A 23,053-nucleotide genomic window follows, 5' to 3' on the forward strand; every position below is an offset into this window, starting at 1 on the left:
CGCGCGACCGCAACGTGCAACTCGCGCGTTAGTCTTCGTCTGATAGGAGGGCTTCTAGGGCCCGTAGTCCTCTTGCCAGGTCCTCTTGCAGGTCCTCTGGGAGGCGGTCGATCCGCTTGTTCAGTTCGTGGACTCTGGTCGAGCGCACGCCCGAAAGCAGGCGCTCACCGTCTTCTGTCGCGGTGGCCAGCCAGGCTCGACGGTCGATCGGGTCCGGTTCGCGGCGGGCGTAGCCGGCTTCTACCAGGCCTGCGATGATCCGCGACATGGTGGCAGCCGCGACGCCTTCTTTTGCCGCCAGGTCACCGAGCCGCATCGGGCCCGACACGACGAGTGTCGACAGGGCCGAGATCGACCCGTGCCCAGGGCCTGGCGACCCCGCTTGCCGCAGCGACCGGGACAGTCTGCCCACTGCCAGGAACAACCGCCCGGCGACATCCTCCGTCGTCGACGTGTCCACCTCGGGCTCCTTCTGTTCGCCGTTCCCCGAACCCACAAAGGGTGCCGACAACCATACGTTGTCCGGCCGTCTGAGTACGGTAAACACCCGTATCGCAATGATCGTTTACCTGGCCGGCGACGAAGCCTGCGCCCAGAATCGCTGTGGGACCCGCCCTGCACCCCTTGCGAGCCGTCCCGCGATCACCGCCGAGCGCATCGCGTGCGCCATCCGTTCCGGGTCCTGCGCCCTGGTCACCGCGGTCGACAACAACACTGCATCGCAGCCCAGTTCCATGGCAAGCGCCGCATCCGAGGCCGTGCCGATGCCCGCGTCCAGGATGATCGGCACCCCCGCGCGCGAAACGATCAGCTCGATGTTGTGCGGGTTCCGGATGCCGAGCCCGGTCCCGATGGGCGCGCCCAGCGGCATCACCGCCGCACAGCCGGCTTCCTCCAGCCGCAACGCCAGCACCGGGTCGTCATTCGTGTAGGCGAACACGGTGAACCCGTCCGAGGCCAGCTGTTCCGCCGCGTCGAGCGTTTCCACCGGATCCGGCAATAACGTCCGGTCGTCGGCATGCACCTCAAGTTTGATCAGATCCGTCTCCAGCGCCTCCCGCGCCAACTGTGCGGTCAGCACGGCCTCAGCCGCGCTCCGGCAGCCCGCCGTGTTCGGCAGCAGCCGGATCCCCAGCCGCCGCACCAATTCCAGCACCCCGGACCCACCTTCGGCGTCCGCGCGCCGCATCGCGACCGTGGTCAGCTCGGTCCCCGACGCGATCAGCGCCCGCTCCAGCACAGCCAGGTTCGCCGCACCACCGGTCCCGATGATCAACCGCGAGCCGAGCTTGTGCGGCCCGATCACGAGGTTGTCGCCGTCCAGCACCTGATCACCCACCTTGTACCGCCGTAAGGATTTCCAACTGCGCCCCGGCGGGCACGATCACCCCGGCCCAGTCGCCGCGCCGGACGACCACACCGTCGAGCGCCACGGCGATCCCCTTCGGCGCCGTGCCCAGCGCTTCGAGCAGCCTGGCGACCGTGATTCCCTCCGGGAAGGCTCGCCAATCACCGTTGACCTGTACTTCCATCAGTTTTCTCCCAGCCGGTATGGACGAGCGGCCTCGGTCTCCGCGGGCGGCGCCACGCCGTCGAGCAGGGCGACGACCGCGTCCGCGGTGACCGGAGCCATCAACAGCCCGTTGCGGTGATGGCCGGTCGCGGCGAGCACGCCCGCACCCAGCTCACCGATGAACGGCAGCGTGTCGGCACTCGCCGCGCGCAGGCCCGCCGCGGTTTCGATCAGCTCATATTCGTCGATGCTCGGGAACAGCCGCGCAGCGCCTTCGAGCAGCTCACGCACGCCCCGCGCACTCACCGTCTCATCGAATCCGGCCTCATACTGCGTCGCCCCGAGCACCAGCTCACCGCCGTCACGTGGCACAAGGTAGATCGGGCGCCCCTCGACCACGCCCCGCACGGTCCGCGAAGGCGGCGGCAGGCTCGTCCGCCGCACCCGCAGCCGCAGGATCTCACCCTTGAGCGGCCGCACCGCCAGCGCCGGATGCAGCCGGGCGCTGCGCGCGCCCGCCGCGATCACCGCGACATCGCAGGTGACCTCGCCCGAGACCGTCCGCACCCGCCCGGGCCCGACCTCGACGGCGTTGTCATCGACGAACTTCGCGCCCCGCCGGCACGCCGCGGTCTGCAAAGCACGCAGCAGTTTCCGGTTGTCCACCGCGAGATCACCGGGCACCAGCAGCGCACGCACCCCGCTCACCCCCGGCTCCAGCGACCGCAGCTCCCGCCCGGTGACCGACTCGACCGCCCGGCCGACCGACCGCAGATACTCGGCGAGCACGCCCAGTTGCTCGGCGTCCCCACGGTCGAGCGCAACCACAACGGTGCCGGCCGTGGACAGCCCAGGGTCACCACCGTCGGCCGACAGCGCGGCCGCGAACTCCGGCCAGCGCCGCAGCGACTCCTCACCGAGCCGCAACGCGGGTTCTTCGCCGGGCCACGCTTCGGTGATCGGCGCAAGCATCCCGCCCGCGACCCACGACGCCCCGTGCCCCGGTTCGGGATCGATCACCGTGACGTCGTGCCCCGCGGCGGCGGCTCGCCAGGCCACGGACAGACCGATCACGCCGCCGCCGACGACGGATACCTGCTGGGCCACTGAAATCACGCTCCCTGCGCCGGCATGATCCGGATCAGGTTCCACGGTCGGAGCGGCCTGCTCCCTCTCAGCCCGTGCCCCGGGCTCCCGTGCGGACACCCCGACACTACCCGGTGGGTTAGCGTGATGACTATGCCAGGGCTCACGGGAGACGAGATCAGAAAGCGGCTCGACGCGGCACGGTTGTACTTGTGCACCGACGCCCGCGCCAGCCGCGGTGACCTCGCCGAGTTCGCCGACGCGGCGCTGTCCGGCGGCGTCGACATCATCCAGCTCCGCGACAAGACGAGCGGCTCCCCGCTGGAGGCGAAGCAGGAACTCGCCGCGCTGGAGGTGCTCGCCGAGGCGTGCGCCCGGCACGGCGCGCTACTCGCGGTGAACGACCGCGCAGACGTGGCGCTCGCGGTCGAGGCGGATGTGCTGCACCTCGGCCAGGACGACCTGCCGGTGCCACTCGCCCGCCGCGTCATCGGAGACGACCCGGTCATCGGCCGGTCGACCCATTCGATCGAGCAGGCCCGTGCCGCCGAAGTGGAACCGGGCGTGGATTACTTCTGCACCGGCCCATGCTGGCCGACCCCGACCAAACCGGGCCGCCACGCGCCGGGCCTCGACCTGGTGCGGGCGACGGCCGGGGCGAAACGCCCGTGGTTCGCGATCGGCGGGATCGACCACGAGCGTCTGACCGAAGTCATCGAGGCAGGCGCCACCCGCGTCGTCGTGGTGCGGGCGATCACCGAGGCCGAGGACCCCCAGGCCGCGGCGCGCCGGATCGTCTCCGCGCTGCCCTAACCGCTGGGCGACGGGCTCGCGCTCTGGGTCTGCTGGACCGGCGACTGTGTCGGCTGCGCGGCGCTGCTCGACGGCGGCGCTTCCTGCGTGGGCGTCTCCGACACCTGCGGCTGCTTCTGCTCGCTCGACGAGGGAGCCGACGTCCGGGACCGCGAAGACGGCGTGTGGGTGACCGTTGTGGTCTCACGCGTCGTGGTGGCCGGCGTTCCGTTGTTCGACCTGCCCACGACCTGGCCGAAGGTCGTGCCTGCACCACCGGAGACCGCGTGCCCGGTCACCTTCTCGAACCCGGTCAGCGTCAGCATCCCGATCACGAACGCGGCGACGCTCGTCCCGGCGATCAATGTCCACCGGTTCTTCCACCACGCCGTCTTGGGTTTCGGATCCTGCTGGTCAGGCCGCGGAATGAAAACCGTGCGCTGGTCACCGATCTGCCCGGCGCCGGCGAGCTGCCGCGTCCGCTGCGGGTCGAGCTGTTGCGTGCGGTGCGGGTCGAGGTGTTGCGTGCGGTTCGGGTCGAATGCCGCCGTGGGCTCCGGTCTTCGCCGGACCAGCGGGTTGGCCGGCGCGGAAGCCGGCGGCTCGACGTGCCGGGTCTCCTGCCGGAGCCGGGTGTCGGTGAGCACCGACGCCGTCTTCCGCGCGGCTTCCCTGGTGCGACGTAACGAACGCAGGTACACCTCGCCACCCACGGTGGTGATGATGCTGGCGATGCCCGCGCCAACGACGGTTCCCGCCACCCCCAGCGTCGCCCCCAGGAACGCCGCCGTGATCGCCGCCAACGCCGAAGCAATCACCTGTGCCGGCTTGAGACCTGACTTCTGGGTCCCGTCCTTCTCCTCGGTCATGATTCCGATCTACTCGTAAGTTGCCAAACCGTTATCCCAACGTGTTTGTCGACCGGAATGCTCCCGACGTTAGCCACTTCGTGAGCAGCACCACCACAGGCAACCGTCCACTGTGGACTTAGCGTCAACCACGCACATGCGTCGGCGGCGCTTCGACCGCACAGTGCAAGCACTTCCCCAATGGAAGTTTCTCTTGCGGCGCAACATCTTCCGCCGTCAGCACCGAGTTGCTGACGCCGAGTGCGAGCACCGCGCCCACCACTGCGAGACCCGCGCAAACCAGCAGTGACATTCGCCAGCCCGCTGTCAACGCGACCGGGTCTGAATATGACTCGCCAGTAAGTCCGGCGATCGCGGGCAAGACCGCGATCGCGATCAGACTGCCGGAACGCGCGATCGCATTGTTGATCCCCGAAGCGACACCGGCGTGCTCGTCCGGCGCCGCGGCCAGCACCGTCGCCGTCACCGGCGCGACCATCGTGGCCAGCCCCAGCCCGAACACCAGAACGGCGGGCAGCACGGTCCCGGGATAGGACGCACCGGGCGCGACGCGGGTCAGCAGGAGCATGCCGGCCGCCAGCACGAGCGGCCCGACGACCAGCTGCGTGCGCGGCCCGATCCGTTGCGCCAGCGCGCCCGAACGCCCGGACAGCAGCAACATGACGATCGTGATCGGTAACCCGGCGAGACCGGCCGCGGTCGGCGAGTAGCCGAGCGAGACCTGAAGTTGCAGCACCAGCAACATCAGCACTCCGCCGAGCGCCGCGTAGACGACGAACGTCAGCCCGTTGGCCAGACTGAACGTCCGGTTGGCGAACATCGACGGCGGCACCAGCGGGGTGGTTTCGTGCAGCTGCAGCCAGACGAACAACGCGAGCCCGCCGACGCCGACGACCACCGCGCCGAGCACCAGCGGGTCGGCGAGGCCGCGCGTGGGAGCCTCGACGAGCGCCGCCGTGACCCCGGCGAGGCCGACCGCGCCGAGCACCGAGCCACGCACGTCGAGCCGCCCGGTGGCGGTCTCGTCCCGCGACTCCGGCACGTACCGGCGGGCGAACCACACGCACACCACAGCGATCGGCACGTTGATCAAGAAGCCCAGCCGCCACGACCACACCTGCACGAGAACCCCGCCGACGAGCGGCCCGATCGCGGCCGCGATCCCGCCGAGCCCGGACCACACGCCGATCGCCCGCCCGCGGTCGTCGTGTGCGAACGTGGACTGCAGGATCGCCAGCGAGCCGGGGGTCAGCAACGCCCCGCCGATCCCTTGCAGCACCCGCGTGATGACCAGCATCTCCGTCGACACCGCGAGCCCGCACAGCACCGAGGCGGCGCCGAACCACACGACGCCGACCAGGAACGTCCGGCGCCGGCCATAACGGTCGCCGAGCGAGCCCGCGATCAGGATCAACGAGGCCAGCGCGAGCAGGTACCCGTCGAGGATCCACTGGAGGCCGGCGACCGGCGCGTGCAGCTCCGCGCCGATCCGCGGCAGCGCGACGTTGACGATCGAGCCGTCGAGCATCGCCATTCCCGAACCGAGAATGGTCGTCGCGAGGACGCCCCGGGCTTGCGGCGTCCCCCAACGGACGGTCACGGCCTGGTGAGCGTCGTGATGAACTTGTAGCGGTCGCCGCGGTAGATGGAACGGACGAATTCGACGGGCTTTCCATCAGAGCCGAAGGAGTGCCGCGAAAGCAGCAGCACCGGCATGCCGACATCGGCGCCGAGCAGCTCGGCCTCCTGCGGCCCGGCGAGCGAGGTTTCGATGGTCTCCTCGGCCCGCTCCATCTGGATACCGAACTGCTCGCTCAGCACCTCGTACAGCGACCCGCCCGCCGAGACGTGCTTGCGCAGCCCGCGGAACCGGCTCAGCGGCAGGTGCGTGGTCTCCAGCGCCATCGGCTCGTTGTCCGCAAGGCGCAGCCGCCGCATTCGCAGAATTTTGGCTCCACTTCGGATGCCAAGCAGTTTCGACATGTCCGGTTCGGACGGAAGTTCCTCGACTTCCAGCAATTTCGAAGAAGGTTCACGTCCCTGGGCTCGCATGTCCTCTGTGTACGAAGACAGCTGCAATCGCTGCGCGAGCTTGGGCTCAGCCGCGAAGGTCCCCTTGCCCTGCACACGATGCAGGCGGCCTTCCGCGGTGAGATCGGCGAGTGCCTGACGCACCGTCGTCCTGGACACACCGAAATCGGTCGCGAGCGAACGCTCCGTGGGAATGGACGAACCAGGCGGCAGACTCTCGAGTAGATCGAGCAGATGTTGTTTCAACGCCCAGTACTTGGGCTCGCGCTGACCGCGCACAGGTGATTCCACCATGACCGACTCCCTCTTTTCACAAACGCACACCGGGCGCACGACGAAACTACCCTTTCGCCTCACCGTCGCGCCCGGTTAATATTGGTCTAGACCTTAGCGGACAACGCTGAGAAGATGCACAATCGTAGGAACTGGAGAGGACGGCTATGACCACCCCCGGACAGCACATGGCTGCCGAGATCGCGGAACAACCCGCCGTGCTGGCCGACCTGGTGACACGTCGTGCCGAGTTCACCGAGGTCGCCGACGTCATCGCCCGCCGCCCGCCGCGGTTCGCGTTGCTCGCCGCGCGCGGATCGAGCGATCATGCGGCGCTGTACGCGAAATACCTGATCGAGGTACTGCTGGGGCTTCCCGCGGGCCTGGTGTCACCGTCCACCGTGACACTCTACGGTGCCCGTCCCGACCTTCGCGACGTCCTGTTGATCTCGGTCAGCCAGAGCGGCGGTTCACCCGACCTGCTCGAGTTCACCGAGACCGCGCGCAAACAGGGCGCGCTCACGGTCGCGGTCACGAACACCCCGTCCTCGCCGCTGAACCGGGCCGCCGAGTTCGCGGTGGACGTCCAGGCCGGTACCGAGCACGCGGTCGCCGCCACCAAAACGTACTCGGCGACCCTGCTCGCGTTGTACCTGCTCGTGGACGCGGTGCGCGGTGGTAACGGTTCGGACGCGGCCGAACTGGGCGCGCTCGCCGAGCAGGCACTGCACGTCCCGGTACAGCGCGCGATCGACCGGTACCGCTTCGTCAACCGGATCATCACCACCGGCCGTGGCTACTCCTATGCCACGGCGCTGGAGTCGGCACTGAAACTGGCCGAGACAAGCTACCTAGCGACGCGCGCGTACAGCGGTGCCGATCTGTTGCACGGTCCGGTCGCGGCGATCGACGAGGACACCGCGGTGCTCGCGGTGACCGGCGCCGGGCGCGGTGGCACCGCGATGCACGACGTGCTGAAAGCGGTTTCCGAACGCGGCGCGGACGTCCTCGCGCTCGGCTCCTCGTGTGCGGAAGTGCCCGCCGCACTGCGTATTCCGGTCCCCGAGGTGGTCGAGGAACTCGCGCCGGTGCTGGAGGTGCTGCCCGTGCAGCGGCTCGCGCTCGGGCTCGCCGTCGCGCGCGGCGGTGATCCGGACAACCCGCGCGGCCTGCGCAAGGTGACCAAGACGCGATGAGGTTCGTCGTCGGGGTCGATGCGGGCGGCACCTCGACCCGCGCGGTCGCCGTCGCGGCGGACGGCACGGTGCTGGGCACCGGGCGCTCTGGTGGCGCGAACCCCAACTCGCACCCGCCCGCCGAGGCCGCGGCCCATCTCGTCGAAGCGATCAGCACGTGTCTCGGCGAGCTGAACCCGCAGGAGGCAAGCGCTTGCGTCGTCGGCATGGCCGGTAAGAGCAAGCTCACCGACCCGGCCGTGACCGCGTTGTTCGAGGCGACCTGGAAACGCCTGGGGCTGCGCGAAGTGCTGGTGCTGACCGATGCCGAAGTCGCGTTCGCCGCCGCGACCACGGCACCCGACGGGACCGTGCTGATCGCCGGCACCGGCTCGATCGCGGGCCGGATCCGGGCGCGCCGGATGGTCTCGACCGTCGGCGGCTACGGCTGGCTGCTCGGCGACGAAGGTTCGGCGTATTGGCTCGGCCGCGAAGCGGTCCGCGCCACGCTCAGCGCGCTCGAACGCGACGGTGAGCTGGGCGAACTGGCGACATCGGTGCTCAGCGAAGCCGGCATCGACGGCGCCGGGAGGCACGAGGCGTGGCAGCGGCTGATCACGGTCGCGAATGCCGACGCCCCCATCCGGCTCGCCCGGTTCGCCCCACTGGTCAGCGCCGCCGCGGACGCGGGGCCGATCCTGGACCGGGCCGCGGGACTACTCGCCGGCCTCGCACTGGCGGCCCGCGAACCCGCGGAAAGCACTCCGGTCGTGCTCGTCGGCAGCGTGCTGGCCGGCCCCGTCGGTGACCGGGTCCGGGCCCGGCTGTCCGGCCTCGACGTGCTGACCAGCGACGACGGCGTGTACGGCGCGGCATGGCTGGCCGCGGTCGAGGCCTTCGGCGACAGCCCTAGTGCTCCTGTGCGGCCGGTTCGGGCTTGAGCCGCAGGCCCGGGTGATCATCGGGCAGCACCCGGTACAACACCCAGCCGCTCACCGCGATGGTCAATACCTGCAGCGGCCAGGTGAGCACGGTGCGTGCCACGCCGAGCGCCACCAGTTGCCCCGCCCACCACAGCGGCAAGTACACCGCCACCCGCACCAGGTACTGGCACGACCACATCAGGCTCGCCCACGAGTAGGCCCGCAGCAACGCGGGATCCTTGCGCCACCGGGTTTTCTGGCCCAGCACCAGCCCGACCACGACACCGAGCAGCGGCCAGCGCACGGCCACGCTCGCCGCCCACAACAGTGCACTGGCCACATTGGACAGCAACTGGATCAGGAAGAAATCCTGCGCGCGCCCGGTGTGCAACGCCACCAGCGCCGCGACGATCACCGCCGCGAGGCTCACCACGACGACCCGGGCCCGGTCCCCGCGGATGATCCGGAACACCCCGACCGCCACGGCCGTCGCGATCGCGGCCACCGAACCCCAGGCGATCGAGTTGGCGCCGATCAACCAGCCGAGGACGAACGCGAGCGGCGGCAGGCTGGCGTCCACCGCACCCTTGCGGCCACCGAGCACACTCGCCAGAGATTCGCGGCGCGGAGGTGAGGTCACCCTTACATGCTGCCTGATCTTTGCGGTTCTTGGAAACGATGTGGGAGATCTTGCCCACACGGCTGGTATAGGTGCGGTAATGAAGAGGTGTGGATGGCCGACAAGGTAAGAAACTATGACCTCCGAGCGAACCGGCGGTGGCGTAGTCCGGGAACAGCGCGGCATCCTCGCGGTGTTGGATCTGGGCAGGGGTGTGCGGAAGAAAGGGGATCGCAGCGTGTACGGCTACGACAGCTATGTCGCCTTGGGTGACAGCTTTACCGAAGGCATGAACGACGGACTCCCTGACGGCACCTACCGCGGCTGGGCGGACCGGCTCGCCCAGATCCTCGCCGGCGACCAGCCCGGCTTCCAGTACGCGAACCTGGCCCTGCGCGGCAAAATGCTCGCCGAGATCGTCGACGAACAGGTACCCGTCGCGCTCGAGCTCAAACCGGATCTGGTGACCTTCTGCGGCGGCGGCAACGACGTGATCGTGCCCGGTACCGACGTGGACGAGATCTGCGCGAAGATCGACGAGGTGGTCGGCGCGTTGCGCGGCGCGGGCATCGAAGTGTTGCTGTTCAACGGTCCCGACACGAAATCGCTGTCGGTGATGAGCGTGCTGCGTGGCAAGATCGGGATCTACAACACGAACCTGTGGGCGATCGCGGCCCGCCACGGGGCCCGTGTCGTGGACCTCTGGGCGATGGACGTGCTGCGCGATTTCCGCGCGTGGAGCGACGACAGGCTGCACTTCACCGCGGAGGGCCACCGCCGCATCGCGTTGCGCACCGCGGAGCTGATGGGTGTTCCGGTCACCGAGGACTGGAGTGAGCCGTGGCCGACGCTGGCGCCGCGCACCTGGGTCAACCAGCGCCGCTCGGACCTGGCGTGGACCCGGACGCATCTGCTGCCGTGGATCGGCCGGCAGCTGCGTGGTGAATCGCTCGGCGACGGCCTGGCCCCGAAGCGCCCGAAGCTCGCCCCGTTCGGCATCCCGAAAATTCCCACGGACGATCACGCCCCGACGAGCTGAGCCGGGCGCCCGCGCACGGACCGTCACCTCTTGGTAGTTTTCCGGCATGCCGCTCCCGCACTGGACATTGGAGGGGTCACTCCCGCCGGGGCGGCTGCCCGCCGATCTGGCCGACATCTACGAGCGCCTCGTGTTCGACGCGCCGCACCAGAACGAGCGGGAGATCCTGTTCAGCGCACTGAACAGCTATCTCGGCGCGGTGGCCCGGATCATCCCGGCGGGGCGTGCCTGGGTCGGCGGCGCGTTCATCACCCGTACCGAACATGTGCCCGGCGGTCTGGACGTGGTCCTGATGCCGGACGACTGGGGCAGTCTCAAACGCATGACCGGCCCGGCGCGCGATTCCCTGTACGGGTTGGTCTCGCTGCGCGGGGTGATCATCGGTCAGCCCGCGATGTACCTGGACCAGGTGCAGCCGGTGGGTGGCCTGCTCGATGGCTTCCTGTGTTTCCCCGGTGACGAAGAGATCTGGGCACAGACCTGGTCCGTTCATGGCACGCGTGGATTCCCCGAGGTGATCTGGTGACCGAGTTCCGCAGGATCGCCGACGAGATCCCGGGCGGGACGTGGCTCGACGATCTCGCCCGCGCTTCGGCGATGGCCGCGCACGCGAAGTTCGAGCGGACCTCACGGTCTCCGCTGCTGCGCGTTTCGGTGCTCGGCCCGACCAATCTCGACGCGTACACGTTCTCCGACATCAGCCGCGCGCTGCAGGACGCGACCGCGAAGGTCGGCCACATCATCCGCAACCCGCAGGCCGAGGTCACCTACGTGCAGCCCGCCGACCGCGACAAGGCGCCGTTGATCCAACGCGGCCAGGCCGGCAACACGATCTTCTTCGGTTTCCCGGAGCCCGCGCTCGACGACGCGCTCATCCATGACGGCATCGAAAGCCTGTCCGAGCGCGCGGTGAAGGAGCTGTGCGATTTCCTGCCCGCCAACGGATCCGACGACGGCGCGCTCGACGCCGTGCTGCTGCAGCGCGACACCGTGCGCAACGCCGTCAGCGACATCGTCAACGCCGTGGTCAAGAACGCCGGCATCGGCATCCAGCTGACCCCGACCGCCGGCGACGACGTCGGGCGCAGCATGACCCTGGACCAGGCGAAAGTGCTGCACGGCAGCCTCCGCGAATCGCGCGAGGCGGTGGGCTACGAGACCGTGTCCGGGCGCCTCGACGGCGTGCGCACCCGGCGGCGGATCTTCTACCTGGAACGTGAAAGCGGCGGCACCATCCAGGGCGCGGTGGCCCCCGATCTGCTCGGCAAGATCAAGGAGAACCTGGACCGCCCGGTGACGGCGCGGCTGCGCGTCGTCCGCGCCACCACGATCGACGGCCGCCGCGGGCGCCCCGTGCATGAGCTGCTGGAGATCACGCCTGAGGTCAATCTTTTCGACCAGTAAACGAGTGCGGCCCCGCACCACCAGTCCCGATCTGGTCGTGCGGGGCCGCACCCGTCAAACATTGTCAGCGGTCGCACAGGACTCACCCGAGCGAGGAAGAACCCACACCACCGACGACAACCTCGGCCCGCTCCGTCGCCGGAGCGGTGGCGACACCGTAACAGGCTGCGTTGGGTTAGCTACATGCGACCCTGTTGTGAGTTGTGTTACTCAGCGGGCCAGCGGCGTGAAGTCCCGGCTGCCGATGAACGTCGGCCGCGGCTTGCTCGCCGCGAACGGGTCCACCAGCTTGTTCTCGACGCTGTTGAACACCACGAAGATGTTCGACCGCGGGAACGGCGTGATGTTGTTCCCCGAGCCGTGCATGATGTTCGAGTCGAACCACAGCGCGGAACCGGCCGTCCCGGTGAACTGGTCGATGCCGTACTCGGCGGCCAGCGCGGTGATGTCCTGCTGGCTCGGCACGCCGATTTCCTGCTCCTTGAGCGAGGCCTTGTAGTAGTCCTCCGGAGTTTCCCCGACGCACGGCACGAAGGTGCGCTGCGAACCGGGCATGACCATCAGACCACCGTTGAACGGGTAGTTGTCGGTCAGCGCGATCGAGCAGCTCACCGCACGCGGGCGGGGCATCCCGTCCTCGGCGTGCCAGGTTTCGAAGTCCGAGTGCCAGTAGAACCCGGTGCCTTTGAACCCGGGCATGTAGTTCACCCGGCTCTGGTGCACGTAGACCTCCGAGCCGAGGATCTGCCGTGCCCGGTCGAGCACACGCGGGTCCCGGACGAGCTCACTGATCAGCTCGCTGATCCGGTGCACCTCGAAGATCGACCGGACCTCGCCGCTGACCTTCTCGGTGATCACTCGTTCGTCGGCCTTGAGCGCTTCGTCGCCGGACAACCGGACAAGTTCCTGCCAGTAGGTCTGCACCTCGCCCGGAGACAGCAGCCCCTCGACGACATGAAAACCCTTGGCATCATGGGCCGCGAGCGTCGCGGCGTCGATCGGACCGTCGCCCTCGGTACCCCAGACCGTCGGATCAGCACGGTCGAACGGAGTCGCGGTCCCGGTGACCCGCGTTGGGTAATGGTCCTCGATACCGGTGTCCATCATGGTCAAGACGGTTCGCCTCCTTATGGCTTCCCCTTTTGTTGGCGTGGTGGGAAATCAATCAGCTTCGGTCACCAACGGGTACACGCCGTTCTCGTCGTGCACCTCGCGCCCCGTGACGGGCGGGTTGAACACGCACACGGTTTTCATGTCGGTCTTCGGCCGGACCTGGTGCTTGTCGTGGTCGTTGAGCAGGTAGAGCGAGCCCGGCCTGAGCTGATGCGTTTCGCCGGTGGCCTTGTTGGTGACCTCACCCTCGCCCTCGTAAACGAAGACGGCCTCGACGTGGTTCGCGTACCAGAAGTCATTCACGGTACCCGCGTACAGCGTGGTCTCGTGAACGGAGAACCCGACCTTCTCCTTGGCAAGGATGATCCGCTTGCTGCGCCAGTTCGGCGTCTTGATGTCAGCGTCGGTGTCGGTGATCTCGTCGAGGGTGCGAACGATCAAAACTCTCTCCTTCTACTTACCCAGCACGGCCTTGACGGAGGCATCGATGATCTCGAGTCCTTCGTCCACTTCGGACTCGGAAACGGTGAGCGGTGGCAGGAGCTTGGCCACCTCGCTGTCCGGTCCGGAGGTCTCCATCAGCAGCCCGCGTTCGAACGCAGCCGCGCACACCTGCCCCGCGATCTCACCGTTGGCGAATTCGAGACCACGCGCCAGGCCGCGTCCCTTCGCGAGAAGCCCGTGCTCGGGGTACGCCTCGGCAATTCCCTGCAGTGCCGCGCCGACCCGTTCCCCCTTGGCACGCGTGGACTTTTCCAGTTCGTCGTCACTCCAGTAGGTGCGCAACGCCTCGGCGGCGGTGACGAACGCCGGGTTGATCCCGCGGAAGGTGCCGTTGTGCTCACCCGGTTCCCACACGTCCAGCTCGGGCTTGATCAGCGTGAGCGCGAGCGGCAACCCGTAGCCACCGATCGACTTGGACAGGCACACCATGTCCGGCTTGATCCCGGCGTCCTCGAAGGAGAAAAACGGGCCGGTGCGCCCGCAACCCATCTGCACGTCGTCGATGATGAGCAGGATGTTGTGCCGCTGACACAGATCCGACAGCCCACGCAGCCAGTCCATCCCGGCCGCGTTGATACCGCCCTCACCCTGCACGGTCTCCACGATGACCGCGGCGGGCTCGTTGAGTCCACTCCCGGAGTCGTCAAGAAGTCGTTCAAAATACAGGAAGTCCGGGTACGCCCCGTCGAAATACTGGTCGTACGGCATCGGCGTCGCGTGCACCAGCGGAATACCGGCGCCACTGCGCTTCATCGAGTTCCCGGTGACCGAAAGCGCACCCAGCGTCATCCCATGGAACGCGTTGGTGAAGTTGATGACCGACTCCTTGCCGGTCACCTTGCGCGCCAGCTTCAACGCCGCCTCGACCGCGTTGGCCCCACCAGGCCCCGGGAAAATGACCTTGTAGTCCAGCTCGCGCGGCTGCAGGATATTCCCCTGCAACGTTTCCAGCAGATCCCGCTTGGCAACGGTGAACATGTCCAGCGCGTGCGTGACCCCGTCACGCGCGATGTAATCGAGCAGCGCCTGCTTGAGCACAGGATTGTTGTGCCCGTAGTTCAGCGCACCCGCGCCGGCGAAGAAATCCAGATACGGCTTGCCGTCCTCGGCGTACAGATGGCTGCCCACAGCACGGTCGAACACGACCGGCCAGCCACGACTGTAGCTCCGCACCTCGGACTCGAGTTTTTCGAAGATGCTCACGTGCTTTTCCAACTCCCGACTGATATCCGAATCAACAGGATTTTCCGCGCTATGACTGAGAAAGCGGCCCGATTCGGTAGAGATCCTCTGGCTCGTGCGGTTCGTCGTCCACGGGAAAGTCCGCTGACTCGAACAGTCGCGTTCGCTCCAGCGGAGCGTGCCAGCGCTTGGCGAAGGACGCGAAAGTTCTGATCGACGCCTCGTTGTCCGGAGTCACAGTGGTTTCCAGATACCGCACCCCCTGCTGTACCAAAGACGTGAACAGCTGGTCCAACATCTTTCCGGCCAGGCCTTGTCCACGCTGCGACGCGTCGACGGCCACCTGCCACACCAGCGCGGCGTCGGGCGCTGCGGGTCTGCGGTACACCATGACAAACCCGACTGGCCGACCGTCCACTTTGGCCACAACCGACGTGTCGGCGAAATCGCGACACCACAACAAATAGGCGTATGGCGTGTTGAGATCCAACTTCTTCGAATCCCGCGCGATTCGCCACAGCTCAGCGCCGTCGGCCTTGGTCGGAGAGTCGATCAAGTGCTTCCCGGACATGTCAAAACAAGCTAACAGGTCTTTTCGTGCCGTTCAGACCGCACCGAAGCAGGCAGGCGACCTACCAGCAACAACGAAGAAACACACGTGACAATGCCAACAAAAGTGTTTCTTTTATGAGTGAAATATGCTATAAGTCCAGCATTTCATGACCCGCGTCACCATCGCGAGTTTCTCACCCTGCACAGCGTTACCACCGCGCACTTCGTTACACGGTAGTGGCAGCGATCACAACACGCGACTCATGCTGTGCTGTTCGTTCCCAATCCGACCACAGTCACGGCTGTCCGGCTTGTGTAGCAACGATTACGCGCCGCCCGGGGTCTGCCTACTGCTGGTCGGATTGGTAACCTCGACCCCCGGGTCGCACACCGCCCAGAACCGCGCACCGAATACGGACAGTCGCACGGTGTGCCGGACGAGTTTGGGGCGCTTCACCGAGGCGGCCGCCGCGCGGACCAGCTCGTCGGTCGCGAGCACCTCGTATTGCGAGCTCAACGCCGGTTCGGCGGCGGTGACGTCGACCAGCCCGAGTGCCGCCAGCCGGGTCAGATAGCTGGGCACCTCCTCGGGCAGCGTCACGCCCGCGGCCTTGCCGACCGTGGAGGCGTTGTGCAGCAAAATTCGCTCCCCCCGGCCCACGACGTCGAGGGCGGGGTAGGCATCACCGGCCGCGAGCGTGGACAGGATGCGTGCCTCGTCCGGCGTCAGCCGGCGCAGCACCGTCGCGTAGAGATACTCGCGGGCCCGCTCCCGGTCGAAGGTGACGGACCGGTCGAGCAGCTCCTTCATCGCCGCCCGCAGCGGTTCGGCGGTGACCACGAGCGGGCCGGCACCGGCGGACTCGCCGCTCGACGCGGCACTCAAGGCAACCACGTACGGGTCATCGACCTCGTCAAGACGTTTACGCAGGGTGGAAAACACTTGGCGCTCGACGAAACGCACGCCGTCAGTCACGCTCTCCACACCCGGCACGCGGCGCCCGACGGAGACGCCGGCGCGTGCAGCCCAACCGGCGAGCCGCGCGGCGCGCCGCAACACTGAATCGTCCGCGCCGTCGGGTACCGCGGTCAGGTCTTCGCTGGTCACGGACCAGAGGTTAGCTTCCGGTCACCGCAGCGCTTTGTGCGCCCGTTTGGTCGCCCGCCGCAACTGCGCGATCCGCGCGCCGCCGATGAGCGCGACGAGCACCGCGCCACCGATCGCCGACAGCAGCATCGCCACCCCGAGCGGCAGGTCCGCGCTCATTCCGAGGAACTGCAGCGAGGCGGTGCGGAGGTTCTGGAGGATGAAGATGAGCAGGAAGATCAGGACGATGATGGCGACGATCACCGCCACCCAGGTCCCGCTGACCCGGGTTCGCTTGATCTTCGCCGGACTGGTCGGTGCCGCCGGGGCGGCGGGTTCTCCGGGAGCCGGCGTGACCGGCTCGTTGTCCTGCGCGTGGGTCATCGGTTAATTATCGCCCGGTTAGCGGGCTATCGCACGGTTTGGGCAGCCGTTCGGGTGACCAGATCAGCGTGACCATGCGGTGCGTGCTGGGGCGGCCACTCCCCAGCGCGGCGGCCAGTTCCTCGGTCCGGTCGGCAGGCAGACAGAGGCGACGGCGGGTGACCGCGACCAGCTCGTCGAACGGGACCGGGTCCGCGGCTTTGCGCCAGCGCACGACTTCGGGTTCGACGCCCAGCTCGCGCAGGGCGAGCACGGCGTCGTCCGCGGTGGGCCCGAGCGGGCGGTCCAGGTTGTGAAAGCGCTTCCAGAGGTCGTTCAGCGCGGTCAGCGGATGGGCCTCGGCCAGCTCCAGCACGACCCGGCGCGCATGCCGGCCAAGCGCTTCGATGAACGGCGCCAGGTCCGGCACGTTGTACAGAACGTTGGCGCAGACCGCGACATCGACGACGCCGACTTCGTCGTGCACGTCAGGCCAGCGACCCTCGATTGTCCGGTGCGGCAAGGAAAGTACGGTGGCTCGTGCGGAGAATTCGTCGAGCAGCCGCGCGTTCGTGTCCACCGCCGTGACCTGGCTGATCGCTCGCGCGCACGGCAGACTGGCCGCCCCGGCCCCGGCGCCGATGTCCAGCACGGTGCCGGCGTAGTCGAGGACGGCCTGATGCGTCGGTGTCGAAGGCGCGCCGAGCTGACGATCGGCGCGGCGGACGAACACGTTCGGTGGCACTTTCCACGGCGATTCTTCTGCTTGCGCAAGGATTTCCGGCGGGATCGCCCAGCCGGCCAGCTCCTCACCCCAGTGTTCGACCGCGGTCACCGTGCACGCCCGCTCCGCCGCACGAAGTCCATCCTGTGAGCTTAGGACGAGGATTACGTCACGCCGACCGCTTCCGGGGTGATCCTCCGGCGCGGCGGAAACACCGGTGTGCCAAGCGAATCGAGGGTCAGACCAGTTCCGGGTTGTTCTCGGTCGGCAGGTCGAGCTTCGGCAGCGTGTGCTCGATCTGCTCGCGATCCGGCTCGAGCCACGGCGGCAGCTTGAGCGCACGACCCAGTTCCAGGAGCGGTTCGTCGATCGCGAATCCTGGTTGCTCGGTGGCCGCTTCCAGCAAAGTGCCGCCCGGCTCACGGAAGTAGATGGAGCGGAAGTACCGCCGATCGAGCACCGAGGTGACTTCCACCCCGCGGTCGACCAGCTCCCCACGCCAGGACAGCTGGGTTTGCTCATCCGGCGCGCGCCAGGCGACATGGTGCACCGTTCCGACGGAAACGAGCCCACGCGGCGTGTTCGGCGTGACCAGCACGTCGACCATCGCACCCGGTCCGCCGTCACCGGCGCTGAACCGCAGGCGGTTCGAGTCCTGGCTGGTGAATCGCAAACCGAGATCAGCGAACATGTTCGCGGTCGCTTCTTCTTCGGTGACGGACAAGGTCACCGAATGCAGACCCCGGATCGCGTGCTCGGGCGGGACGTGCCCGTTGTCCCATGGGTCGCGCGGGTCGCCCTGCGGATGCGCGACGAGCGCGAGCTGCAGCCCGTCCGGGTCGCGGAAGCTCACGATGTCCTCGCCTTCGCGGTTGACGATGCGGCCGGTGATGGCCCCGGCCTGGGCGAGATGGTCTTTCCACCAGCCGATGGATTCCGCGGGCACGGAGAACGACGTGGTGGTCGCCTGACCGGTGCCGTGCCGGCCGGCCGGCGCATCCGGCCGGGGGAAGAAGGTCAACAGCGAGCCCGGCTTACCGGATTCGTCGCCGTAATACAGGTGGTAGGTGCCCGGATCGTCGAAGTTGACCGTGGTCTTCACCAGCCGCAGGCCGAGCGTTCGCACGTAGAAGTCAGCGTTGCGCTGCGGGTCGCCGGCGATCGCGGTGACGTGATGCAGCCCGGTGGTCGTGATGGACATGGTCCTGCTCCTTCGAAAGGTGCCTCATCAAGAATCTATCCCCGAAACCTCTTCCTGGCAAGATATATTCCAGCGAGATACGTCTGCGTATACTGCTTGCGTGGCAGATGACGACGAGATCGTGACGTGGTGGGGCCTGGTCATCGAGGGCTACGTCGCGACGCAGGACAAGCTGATGGGCGAGATCGCGAAACGGTTCGGGCTGTCGCCCGCGCAGTTCGACATCATGCTCCGGCTTGTCCGGACCCCCGGCTACCAGATGTCGATGACCAAGCTCGCCAACGAAGCGGCGTTGTCCAGTGGCGGGTTCACGAAGGTGGCCGACCGGCTGGAGAAGGCGGGCCTGATCGTGCGCCGGCCGAGCCGGGACGACCGCCGGGTGACGTATGCGTGCCTCAGCGAACATGGCCGGACGATCGCCAACAACGCACGCCGGACGTGTGCGGCGATCCTGCGGCAGCGGGTACTGGAGCCGCTCGGGTCCGATGCCTCGAAGGCGCTGGCCGAAGCCATGCGGACTCTGCGGGAGGTCAACAAGGAGTAGTCGCGCGACCCAGTTGCCTCTTCCGCGCCGGCGCGCGCACGATGGGTTGACACCACGTCTGAGGAGGGAAAATGCTCACCGGAACGAACATCGTCACGATGCTTCCCGTCCAAGACACCGACCGCGCGGCGCGTTTCTACAGCGGCGCGTTGGGCCTGCGGGAGATCGCCCCCGGCCCGGATGGCACCCGCCACTTTGAAGTGGGTGGCCACAATGTCATTGGGCTGCGCCCACTGCCAGACGCGAAACCCAGCGAGAACACCGCGTTGAGCTTCGAGGTCAGCGATATCGCCGGCGAAGTCGGTGAACTGGAAGGCCGCGGCGTCACCTTCCTCGACTACGACACTCCCGAGCTGCACACCGAAGGCCACATCGCCACGTTCGGCGGCGAAAAGGCCGCGTGGTTCACCGACAGCGAAGGCAACTACCTCTGCCTGCACCAGCCGCAGTAGTCCGCTGGGCCGGGCCCTCACTAACTTCCCAGCCCAGGGAACAACTTTCCGGCGTTCCCGGCCAGCACGTCCGTCAGCACGTCGTCCGGTAGTCCGAGCGACGCCAGCGCCCGGACATTGCGTGCCGCACCGGGAACGCCGGGCCAGTCCGTGCCGAACACGAATTTTCCGGCCAGACGCACGAAATCGAACCGCGCGTAGTACTCCGGCAATTTCGCAGGCGGCAGCCCGGCGAGGTCCAGCCACACATTTTCCTTTGCCAGCGCCAAGAAGGCGGCGACGTCGTACCACCACCCGCGGCCGCCATGCGCGAACACGAAGTTCACGCCTGGAAAATCTTCGACCACATCGGACAGTAACTCGGGATTGCCGAAACTCGTTCGCGCGCCGGGAAAACTGCTCGTGCCCGAATGCAGGATCACCGGCACACCGCGTTCGGCGCACACCTGGTACGCGCTGTACAACTCCTTGTCCGCAGGGGAAAAGGCGCCATGCACCGGATGGATTTTCAGCGCCACCGCGCCGAGCGCCAGCTGCCGCTCCACCTCCGCGGCCACCGGATGGTGCAGGTACGGGTTGACGTTCGCGACCAGCCGGAACCTGTCCGGGTTGAACCGCGCCAGCGGCAGGTTGTCCTCGATCGGCTGGATACCGGTCGCACGCGGGCTGTACTCGCTGAACAGCAGCACGCGGTCAACGCCCTCGGCCTCGAACAGCGCGTCGAGCGCGGACGGTACCGGGTTTCCGTTCTCGTCATAGACCGAACGCCAGTCATGTGGCCCGGAGAACCTGTCGGCCCACTCCAGCCACGCCGGTTTCAGCGTGCTCAGCCGCGGCACGTGCACATGCGCGTCCACGACCGTCCTGCCGTCGATCATGCCAGCGCCCCCGGGCGCAATGCGTCGCGAACTTGCTCGCGAATGATGTTCCGGCGGATCTTGCCGGTCGCGGTTTTCGGCAACTCGGTGACCATGACGATGGCACGTGGCCGCTTGAACGAAGCCATACCCTCACGGCAGAACTCGATCAACGCGGCCGGATCGACGGCCCGGCCCGCTGCCGGAACCACACAGGCAACGGGTTTGTCGATCCCGTCCTCGTCGGGCGCCGCGACCACGGCGACCTCGGCCACGTCGGGATGCCGCAGCAGCCGTTGCTCCACTTCGGACGGTGACACCCAGATCCCGCCGGCCTTGAGCATGTCGTTGAACCGGCCTAGACAGGTGTAGGTGCCATCGGGATTGCGGACATAGCTGTCCCCCGTGCGCAACCATTCCCCTTGGAACACACGCTTCGAGGCCTCGTACCGGCTCCAGTAGCCGAACGCCGTCGAAGGTCCGTGGACGAACAACTCTCCCGGCTCGCCTACGGCCTCGATCGGCGTGCCCATGGTGTCGCGGATTTCCAGGTCGTATCCCGGCACCGCGGTGCCGGTGCTGCCGGGCACGACCGCACCGGGACGATTCGACAGGAAGATGTGGAGCGCCTCAGTGGAGCCGAGACCGTCGAGAATCTCGACGCCGAACCGCGCCCGGAACCGCTCGAACAACACCCCGGGCAGCGGCTCGCCGGCGGAAACCGCCTGGCGCACCGAGGAAAACGTGTCGTCCGGGATATCGCTGGCCAGCAGCGCCGAGTAGAAGGTGGGGACGGCGAAGAACAGCGTCGGCCGCCGCGTGCTGACCCGGTCTGCGACCAGCTGCGGCGACGGACGGCTCGGCTCCAACACCGAACAGGCTCCGGCCGACAGTGGGAAGAAGGCGGAATTGCCGATCCCGTAAGCGAAGAAGAGCTTCGCCACGGAGAAGAACCGGTCATCGGCACGAACACCGAGCACGGCACGGGCGTAGGTTTCGCACACCGCACGGATGCTGGCATGCCGGTGCATCGCCCCCTTGGGCTCACCGGTGGTGCCCGAAGTGTAGAGCCACAACGCGGGCGAATCCTCCCAGGTGCTGAACGGCCGTCCAGGGTCTGATGTGGACAGTTCAGTCCAGTCATGCGTGTCCACCCCGGGGAAGTCCAGCGGGTTGGCGCGGTCGAGGATCACCGCGGAAAGCTCGGGGGCCAGCGTCACGGCCTCGCGCGCTGCGGTGGTGAACTCCGTGGACACGCACAGCACGCGAGCCCGTGAATCGGCCAGCACCTTGCCGAGTTCCTGCCCGGTGACCATTGTGGACACTGGCACCGGTACCGCGCCCGTGTACATCGCACCGAGAATGCCGGTGAGCAACTCCACCCCGTCGACCATGCACAGCATCACGCGTTCTTCCGGCCGCACGCCGATCGCGGTCAGACCGCCCGCGACACGATGTACCGCGTCGGCGAGCTGCGCGTAGGTGAGTGTGGCGGACGGGGTGACGACCGCGGTCCTGCCGCCGTTGCCGTCCCGTAAATGTCTGTCCAGCAAGTAATCCGCCGCGTTGAACCCCGCCATCGGAGCCTCTTTTCTAGAGGTACACGTACTCGTAGTCGAAGGGCTTGCCGTTGATTCCCTGCCGTGGTGGTGCAACCCAGCTCGCGATCTTCCCGCGCTCGTACACAGGATGCATCAGCGATCGGACGAATGCGAGGTCCTCGCTGGTCGGAAGCCAGTGGTTGCGGCCGCGCTGCCAACTTTGCTCGTCCACGATCGTCCCGTCCGGAGTGATGTGGTGGCCGGAGTTTATGCCCACATCGCGGTTGAAACCAGGATGCGGCAACGCGAACCGGAACGAAATCCCGGCGTCGTCGAGGATCCTGTTCCACCGCTTGACCCCGGACTGGCAGTCGTCGATGTACTCCCCGCGAAGATCCAAGTTGAGCAGCAGGATCTTCTGCATCTCCTCGGTTTCCCACGTGCCGTCGTCGTGGGGTCGCTCCAGCACGGCGCTGTCGTCGGTGAGCCGGTGGTCGTCGCGGCGGCGCGGTTCGAGCCAGCGGCCTTTGAGTCCGGCGGTGTAGTAGTTGGCGGCGTTGGTGGAGGTTTCGCTGCCGAAGAGGTCGAGTGAGACGCTGTAGTGGAAGTTCAGGTAACGCTGGATGATCTCCAGCGGGATACCGCCGTATCCGGTGATGTCGGTGGTGTCGTGTTCGCGGATCAGTTCCGCGGACCGGTGCACCACGCGGTCGATCCCGGTGGTGCCGACGAACATGTGGTGTGCTTCTTCTTTGAGCATGAACTCACACGTGCGCGACAGCGGGTCGAACGCCGATTCCTTGAGCGTGCCCAGCTGATATTTCCCGTCGCGGTCGGTGAAGTAGGTGAACATGTAGAAGGCAAGCCAGTCGGCGGTCTCCTCGTTGAACGCGCCGAGGATGCGCGGCGCGTCGGGGCTGCCGGAATTGCGGTACAACAACGCTTCCGCCTCATCACGGCCCTCCCGACCGAAGTAGGCGTGCAGGAGATACACCATCGCCCACAAATGCCGGCCCTCTTCGACGTTGACCTGAAACAGGTTCCGCAGGTCATACAACGACGGCGCGGTCAGCCCCAAGAGTTTCTGCTGCTCCACCGAGGCCGGTTCGGTGTCACCCTGCACCACGATGAGCCGCTGCAGATCCGCCCGGTACTCCCCCGGCACCTGCTGCCACACCGGCTCCCCCTGATGGTCACCGAACGCGATCC

General features: G+C 67.3%; 27 protein-coding genes and 1 riboswitch. Of the genes, 8 read left to right on the top strand and 19 right to left on the bottom strand.

Annotated features, from left to right (window positions below; translation table 11 throughout):
• Nucleotides 1-28: 28 nt before the first annotated feature.
• From GKO32_RS32380 to thiO, 4 genes are all read right to left on the bottom strand, one after another.
• On the bottom strand, nt 29-460 hold the full coding sequence (locus GKO32_RS32380; protein WP_312868944.1) for a MarR family winged helix-turn-helix transcriptional regulator: 432 nt from the start codon (nt 458-460) through the stop codon (nt 29-31).
• Between the two features lie 105 nt (nt 461-565).
• Complete coding sequence (locus tag GKO32_RS32385) at nt 566-1,324, bottom strand: thiazole synthase (RefSeq protein WP_154760736.1); 759 nt, start codon at nt 1,322-1,324, stop codon at nt 566-568.
• Between the two features lie 7 nt (nt 1,325-1,331).
• On the bottom strand, nt 1,332-1,532 hold the full coding sequence (gene thiS / locus GKO32_RS32390) for a sulfur carrier protein ThiS (RefSeq protein WP_154760712.1): 201 nt from the start codon (nt 1,530-1,532) through the stop codon (nt 1,332-1,334).
• Nucleotides 1,532-2,620, bottom strand: a complete 1,089-nt coding sequence (thiO, locus tag GKO32_RS32395; RefSeq protein WP_312868945.1) for a glycine oxidase ThiO — start codon at nt 2,618-2,620, stop codon at nt 1,532-1,534. Before thiO ends, thiS begins: the two co-directional genes overlap by 1 nt.
• Nucleotides 2,615-2,721, bottom strand: a riboswitch (TPP riboswitch). It overlaps the preceding gene by 6 nt.
• Before the next feature lie 31 nt (nt 2,722-2,752).
• Here thiO and thiE point away from each other — a divergent pair.
• Nucleotides 2,753-3,412 (top strand): thiamine phosphate synthase, encoded by a 660-nt coding sequence (gene thiE / locus GKO32_RS32400; protein ID WP_154760713.1) that lies wholly within the window; start codon nt 2,753-2,755, stop codon nt 3,410-3,412.
• Here the strand turns inward: thiE and GKO32_RS39490 are convergent.
• From GKO32_RS39490 to GKO32_RS32415, 3 genes are all read right to left on the bottom strand, one after another.
• Nucleotides 3,409-4,260, bottom strand: a complete 852-nt coding sequence (locus tag GKO32_RS39490; RefSeq protein WP_246245058.1) for a hypothetical protein — start codon at nt 4,258-4,260, stop codon at nt 3,409-3,411. The two genes, thiE and GKO32_RS39490, sit on opposite strands and share 4 nt — an antisense overlap.
• A gap of 124 nt (nt 4,261-4,384) precedes the next feature.
• Nucleotides 4,385-5,794, bottom strand: coding sequence for an MFS transporter (locus GKO32_RS32410; RefSeq protein WP_154760738.1), 1,410 nt, complete (start codon nt 5,792-5,794; stop codon nt 4,385-4,387).
• Between the two features lie 62 nt (nt 5,795-5,856).
• Complete coding sequence (locus GKO32_RS32415) at nt 5,857-6,585, bottom strand: GntR family transcriptional regulator (protein ID WP_154760714.1); 729 nt, start codon at nt 6,583-6,585, stop codon at nt 5,857-5,859.
• A gap of 146 nt (nt 6,586-6,731) precedes the next feature.
• On the opposite strand from GKO32_RS32415, the gene GKO32_RS32420 reads away from it, so the two are divergent.
• The gene (locus tag GKO32_RS32420) at nt 6,732-7,760 is read left to right on the top strand and encodes an SIS domain-containing protein (protein WP_154760715.1); all 1,029 of its coding nucleotides are present in this window, start codon (nt 6,732-6,734) and stop codon (nt 7,758-7,760) included.
• On the top strand, nt 7,757-8,680 hold the full coding sequence (locus GKO32_RS32425) for an N-acetylglucosamine kinase (RefSeq protein ID WP_154760716.1): 924 nt from the start codon (nt 7,757-7,759) through the stop codon (nt 8,678-8,680). Before GKO32_RS32420 ends, GKO32_RS32425 begins: the two co-directional genes overlap by 4 nt.
• On the opposite strand, the gene GKO32_RS32430 is transcribed toward GKO32_RS32425, so the two are convergent.
• Complete coding sequence (locus GKO32_RS32430; protein WP_312868946.1) at nt 8,649-9,302, bottom strand: DUF3159 domain-containing protein; 654 nt, start codon at nt 9,300-9,302, stop codon at nt 8,649-8,651. The two genes, GKO32_RS32425 and GKO32_RS32430, sit on opposite strands and share 32 nt — an antisense overlap.
• A gap of 217 nt (nt 9,303-9,519) precedes the next feature.
• Here GKO32_RS32430 and GKO32_RS32435 point away from each other — a divergent pair, with 217 nt between their 5' ends.
• Genes GKO32_RS32435 through GKO32_RS32445 form a run of 3 tightly spaced genes read left to right on the top strand, consistent with a single transcriptional unit; the run spans nt 9,520 to nt 11,724 of the window.
• Nucleotides 9,520-10,320 (top strand): SGNH/GDSL hydrolase family protein, encoded by an 801-nt coding sequence (locus tag GKO32_RS32435; RefSeq protein WP_312868951.1) that lies wholly within the window; start codon nt 9,520-9,522, stop codon nt 10,318-10,320.
• A 46-nt stretch (nt 10,321-10,366) separates the two neighbouring features.
• Nucleotides 10,367-10,846: a DUF6932 family protein gene (locus GKO32_RS32440; RefSeq protein ID WP_166459798.1), complete on the top strand. Its 480-nt coding sequence runs from the start codon at nt 10,367-10,369 to the stop codon at nt 10,844-10,846.
• Entirely contained in the window at nt 10,840-11,724 is an 885-nt protein-coding gene (locus GKO32_RS32445; protein WP_154760719.1) for a hypothetical protein, read from the top strand. The genes GKO32_RS32440 and GKO32_RS32445 overlap by 7 nt, the downstream gene beginning before the upstream one ends.
• A 210-nt stretch (nt 11,725-11,934) precedes the next feature.
• On the opposite strand, the gene thpD is transcribed toward GKO32_RS32445, so the two are convergent.
• The 8 genes from thpD to GKO32_RS32485 form a co-directional block, all read right to left on the bottom strand.
• On the bottom strand, nt 11,935-12,828 hold the full coding sequence (thpD, locus tag GKO32_RS32450) for an ectoine hydroxylase (RefSeq protein WP_376766022.1): 894 nt from the start codon (nt 12,826-12,828) through the stop codon (nt 11,935-11,937).
• A 57-nt stretch (nt 12,829-12,885) separates the two neighbouring features.
• A complete protein-coding gene (locus GKO32_RS32455; protein WP_154760721.1) occupies nt 12,886-13,278 on the bottom strand; it encodes an ectoine synthase in 393 nt (130 codons plus the stop codon).
• Between the two features lie 12 nt (nt 13,279-13,290).
• Entirely contained in the window at nt 13,291-14,544 is a 1,254-nt protein-coding gene (gene ectB / locus GKO32_RS32460; protein ID WP_312868947.1) for a diaminobutyrate--2-oxoglutarate transaminase, read from the bottom strand.
• A gap of 49 nt (nt 14,545-14,593) precedes the next feature.
• On the bottom strand, nt 14,594-15,094 hold the full coding sequence (gene ectA, locus GKO32_RS32465; protein ID WP_154760723.1) for a diaminobutyrate acetyltransferase: 501 nt from the start codon (nt 15,092-15,094) through the stop codon (nt 14,594-14,596).
• A 306-nt stretch (nt 15,095-15,400) separates the two neighbouring features.
• A complete protein-coding gene (locus GKO32_RS32470) occupies nt 15,401-16,183 on the bottom strand; it encodes an Abi-alpha family protein (protein WP_312868948.1) in 783 nt (260 codons plus the stop codon).
• 21 nt (nt 16,184-16,204) lie between these two features.
• Nucleotides 16,205-16,546, bottom strand: a complete 342-nt coding sequence (locus GKO32_RS32475; protein ID WP_154760724.1) for a LapA family protein — start codon at nt 16,544-16,546, stop codon at nt 16,205-16,207.
• A 7-nt stretch (nt 16,547-16,553) separates the two neighbouring features.
• Nucleotides 16,554-17,360 (bottom strand): class I SAM-dependent methyltransferase, encoded by an 807-nt coding sequence (locus GKO32_RS32480; protein ID WP_312868949.1) that lies wholly within the window; start codon nt 17,358-17,360, stop codon nt 16,554-16,556.
• 127 nt (nt 17,361-17,487) lie between these two features.
• Entirely contained in the window at nt 17,488-18,450 is a 963-nt protein-coding gene (locus tag GKO32_RS32485; RefSeq protein WP_154760725.1) for a ring-cleaving dioxygenase, read from the bottom strand.
• Between the two features lie 100 nt (nt 18,451-18,550).
• On the opposite strand from GKO32_RS32485, the gene GKO32_RS32490 reads away from it, so the two are divergent.
• Together GKO32_RS32490 and GKO32_RS32495 are read left to right on the top strand one after the other, a co-directional pair.
• Entirely contained in the window at nt 18,551-18,994 is a 444-nt protein-coding gene (locus GKO32_RS32490; protein WP_312868950.1) for a MarR family winged helix-turn-helix transcriptional regulator, read from the top strand.
• Nucleotides 18,995-19,065: 71 nt separating this feature from the next.
• On the top strand, nt 19,066-19,446 hold the full coding sequence (locus tag GKO32_RS32495; RefSeq protein ID WP_154760726.1) for a VOC family protein: 381 nt from the start codon (nt 19,066-19,068) through the stop codon (nt 19,444-19,446).
• Between the two features lie 20 nt (nt 19,447-19,466).
• Here the strand turns inward: GKO32_RS32495 and GKO32_RS32500 are convergent, their stop codons facing one another.
• The 3 genes from GKO32_RS32500 to boxB all read right to left on the bottom strand — a co-directional run.
• A complete protein-coding gene (locus GKO32_RS32500; protein WP_154760727.1) occupies nt 19,467-20,324 on the bottom strand; it encodes an amidohydrolase family protein in 858 nt (285 codons plus the stop codon).
• The gene (locus tag GKO32_RS32505; protein ID WP_154760728.1) at nt 20,321-21,883 is read right to left on the bottom strand and encodes a benzoate-CoA ligase family protein; all 1,563 of its coding nucleotides are present in this window, start codon (nt 21,881-21,883) and stop codon (nt 20,321-20,323) included. The genes GKO32_RS32500 and GKO32_RS32505 overlap by 4 nt, the downstream gene beginning before the upstream one ends.
• Before the next feature lie 13 nt (nt 21,884-21,896).
• Nucleotides 21,897-23,053: benzoyl-CoA 2,3-epoxidase subunit BoxB (boxB, locus tag GKO32_RS32510; protein WP_154760729.1), on the bottom strand; the 1,157-nt coding region annotated here is incomplete at its 5' end.

The organism is Amycolatopsis pithecellobii, from assembly GCF_009707865.1.
In the GTDB taxonomy this organism is placed as follows: Bacteria; Actinomycetota; Actinomycetes; order Mycobacteriales; family Pseudonocardiaceae; genus Amycolatopsis_E; species Amycolatopsis_E pithecellobii.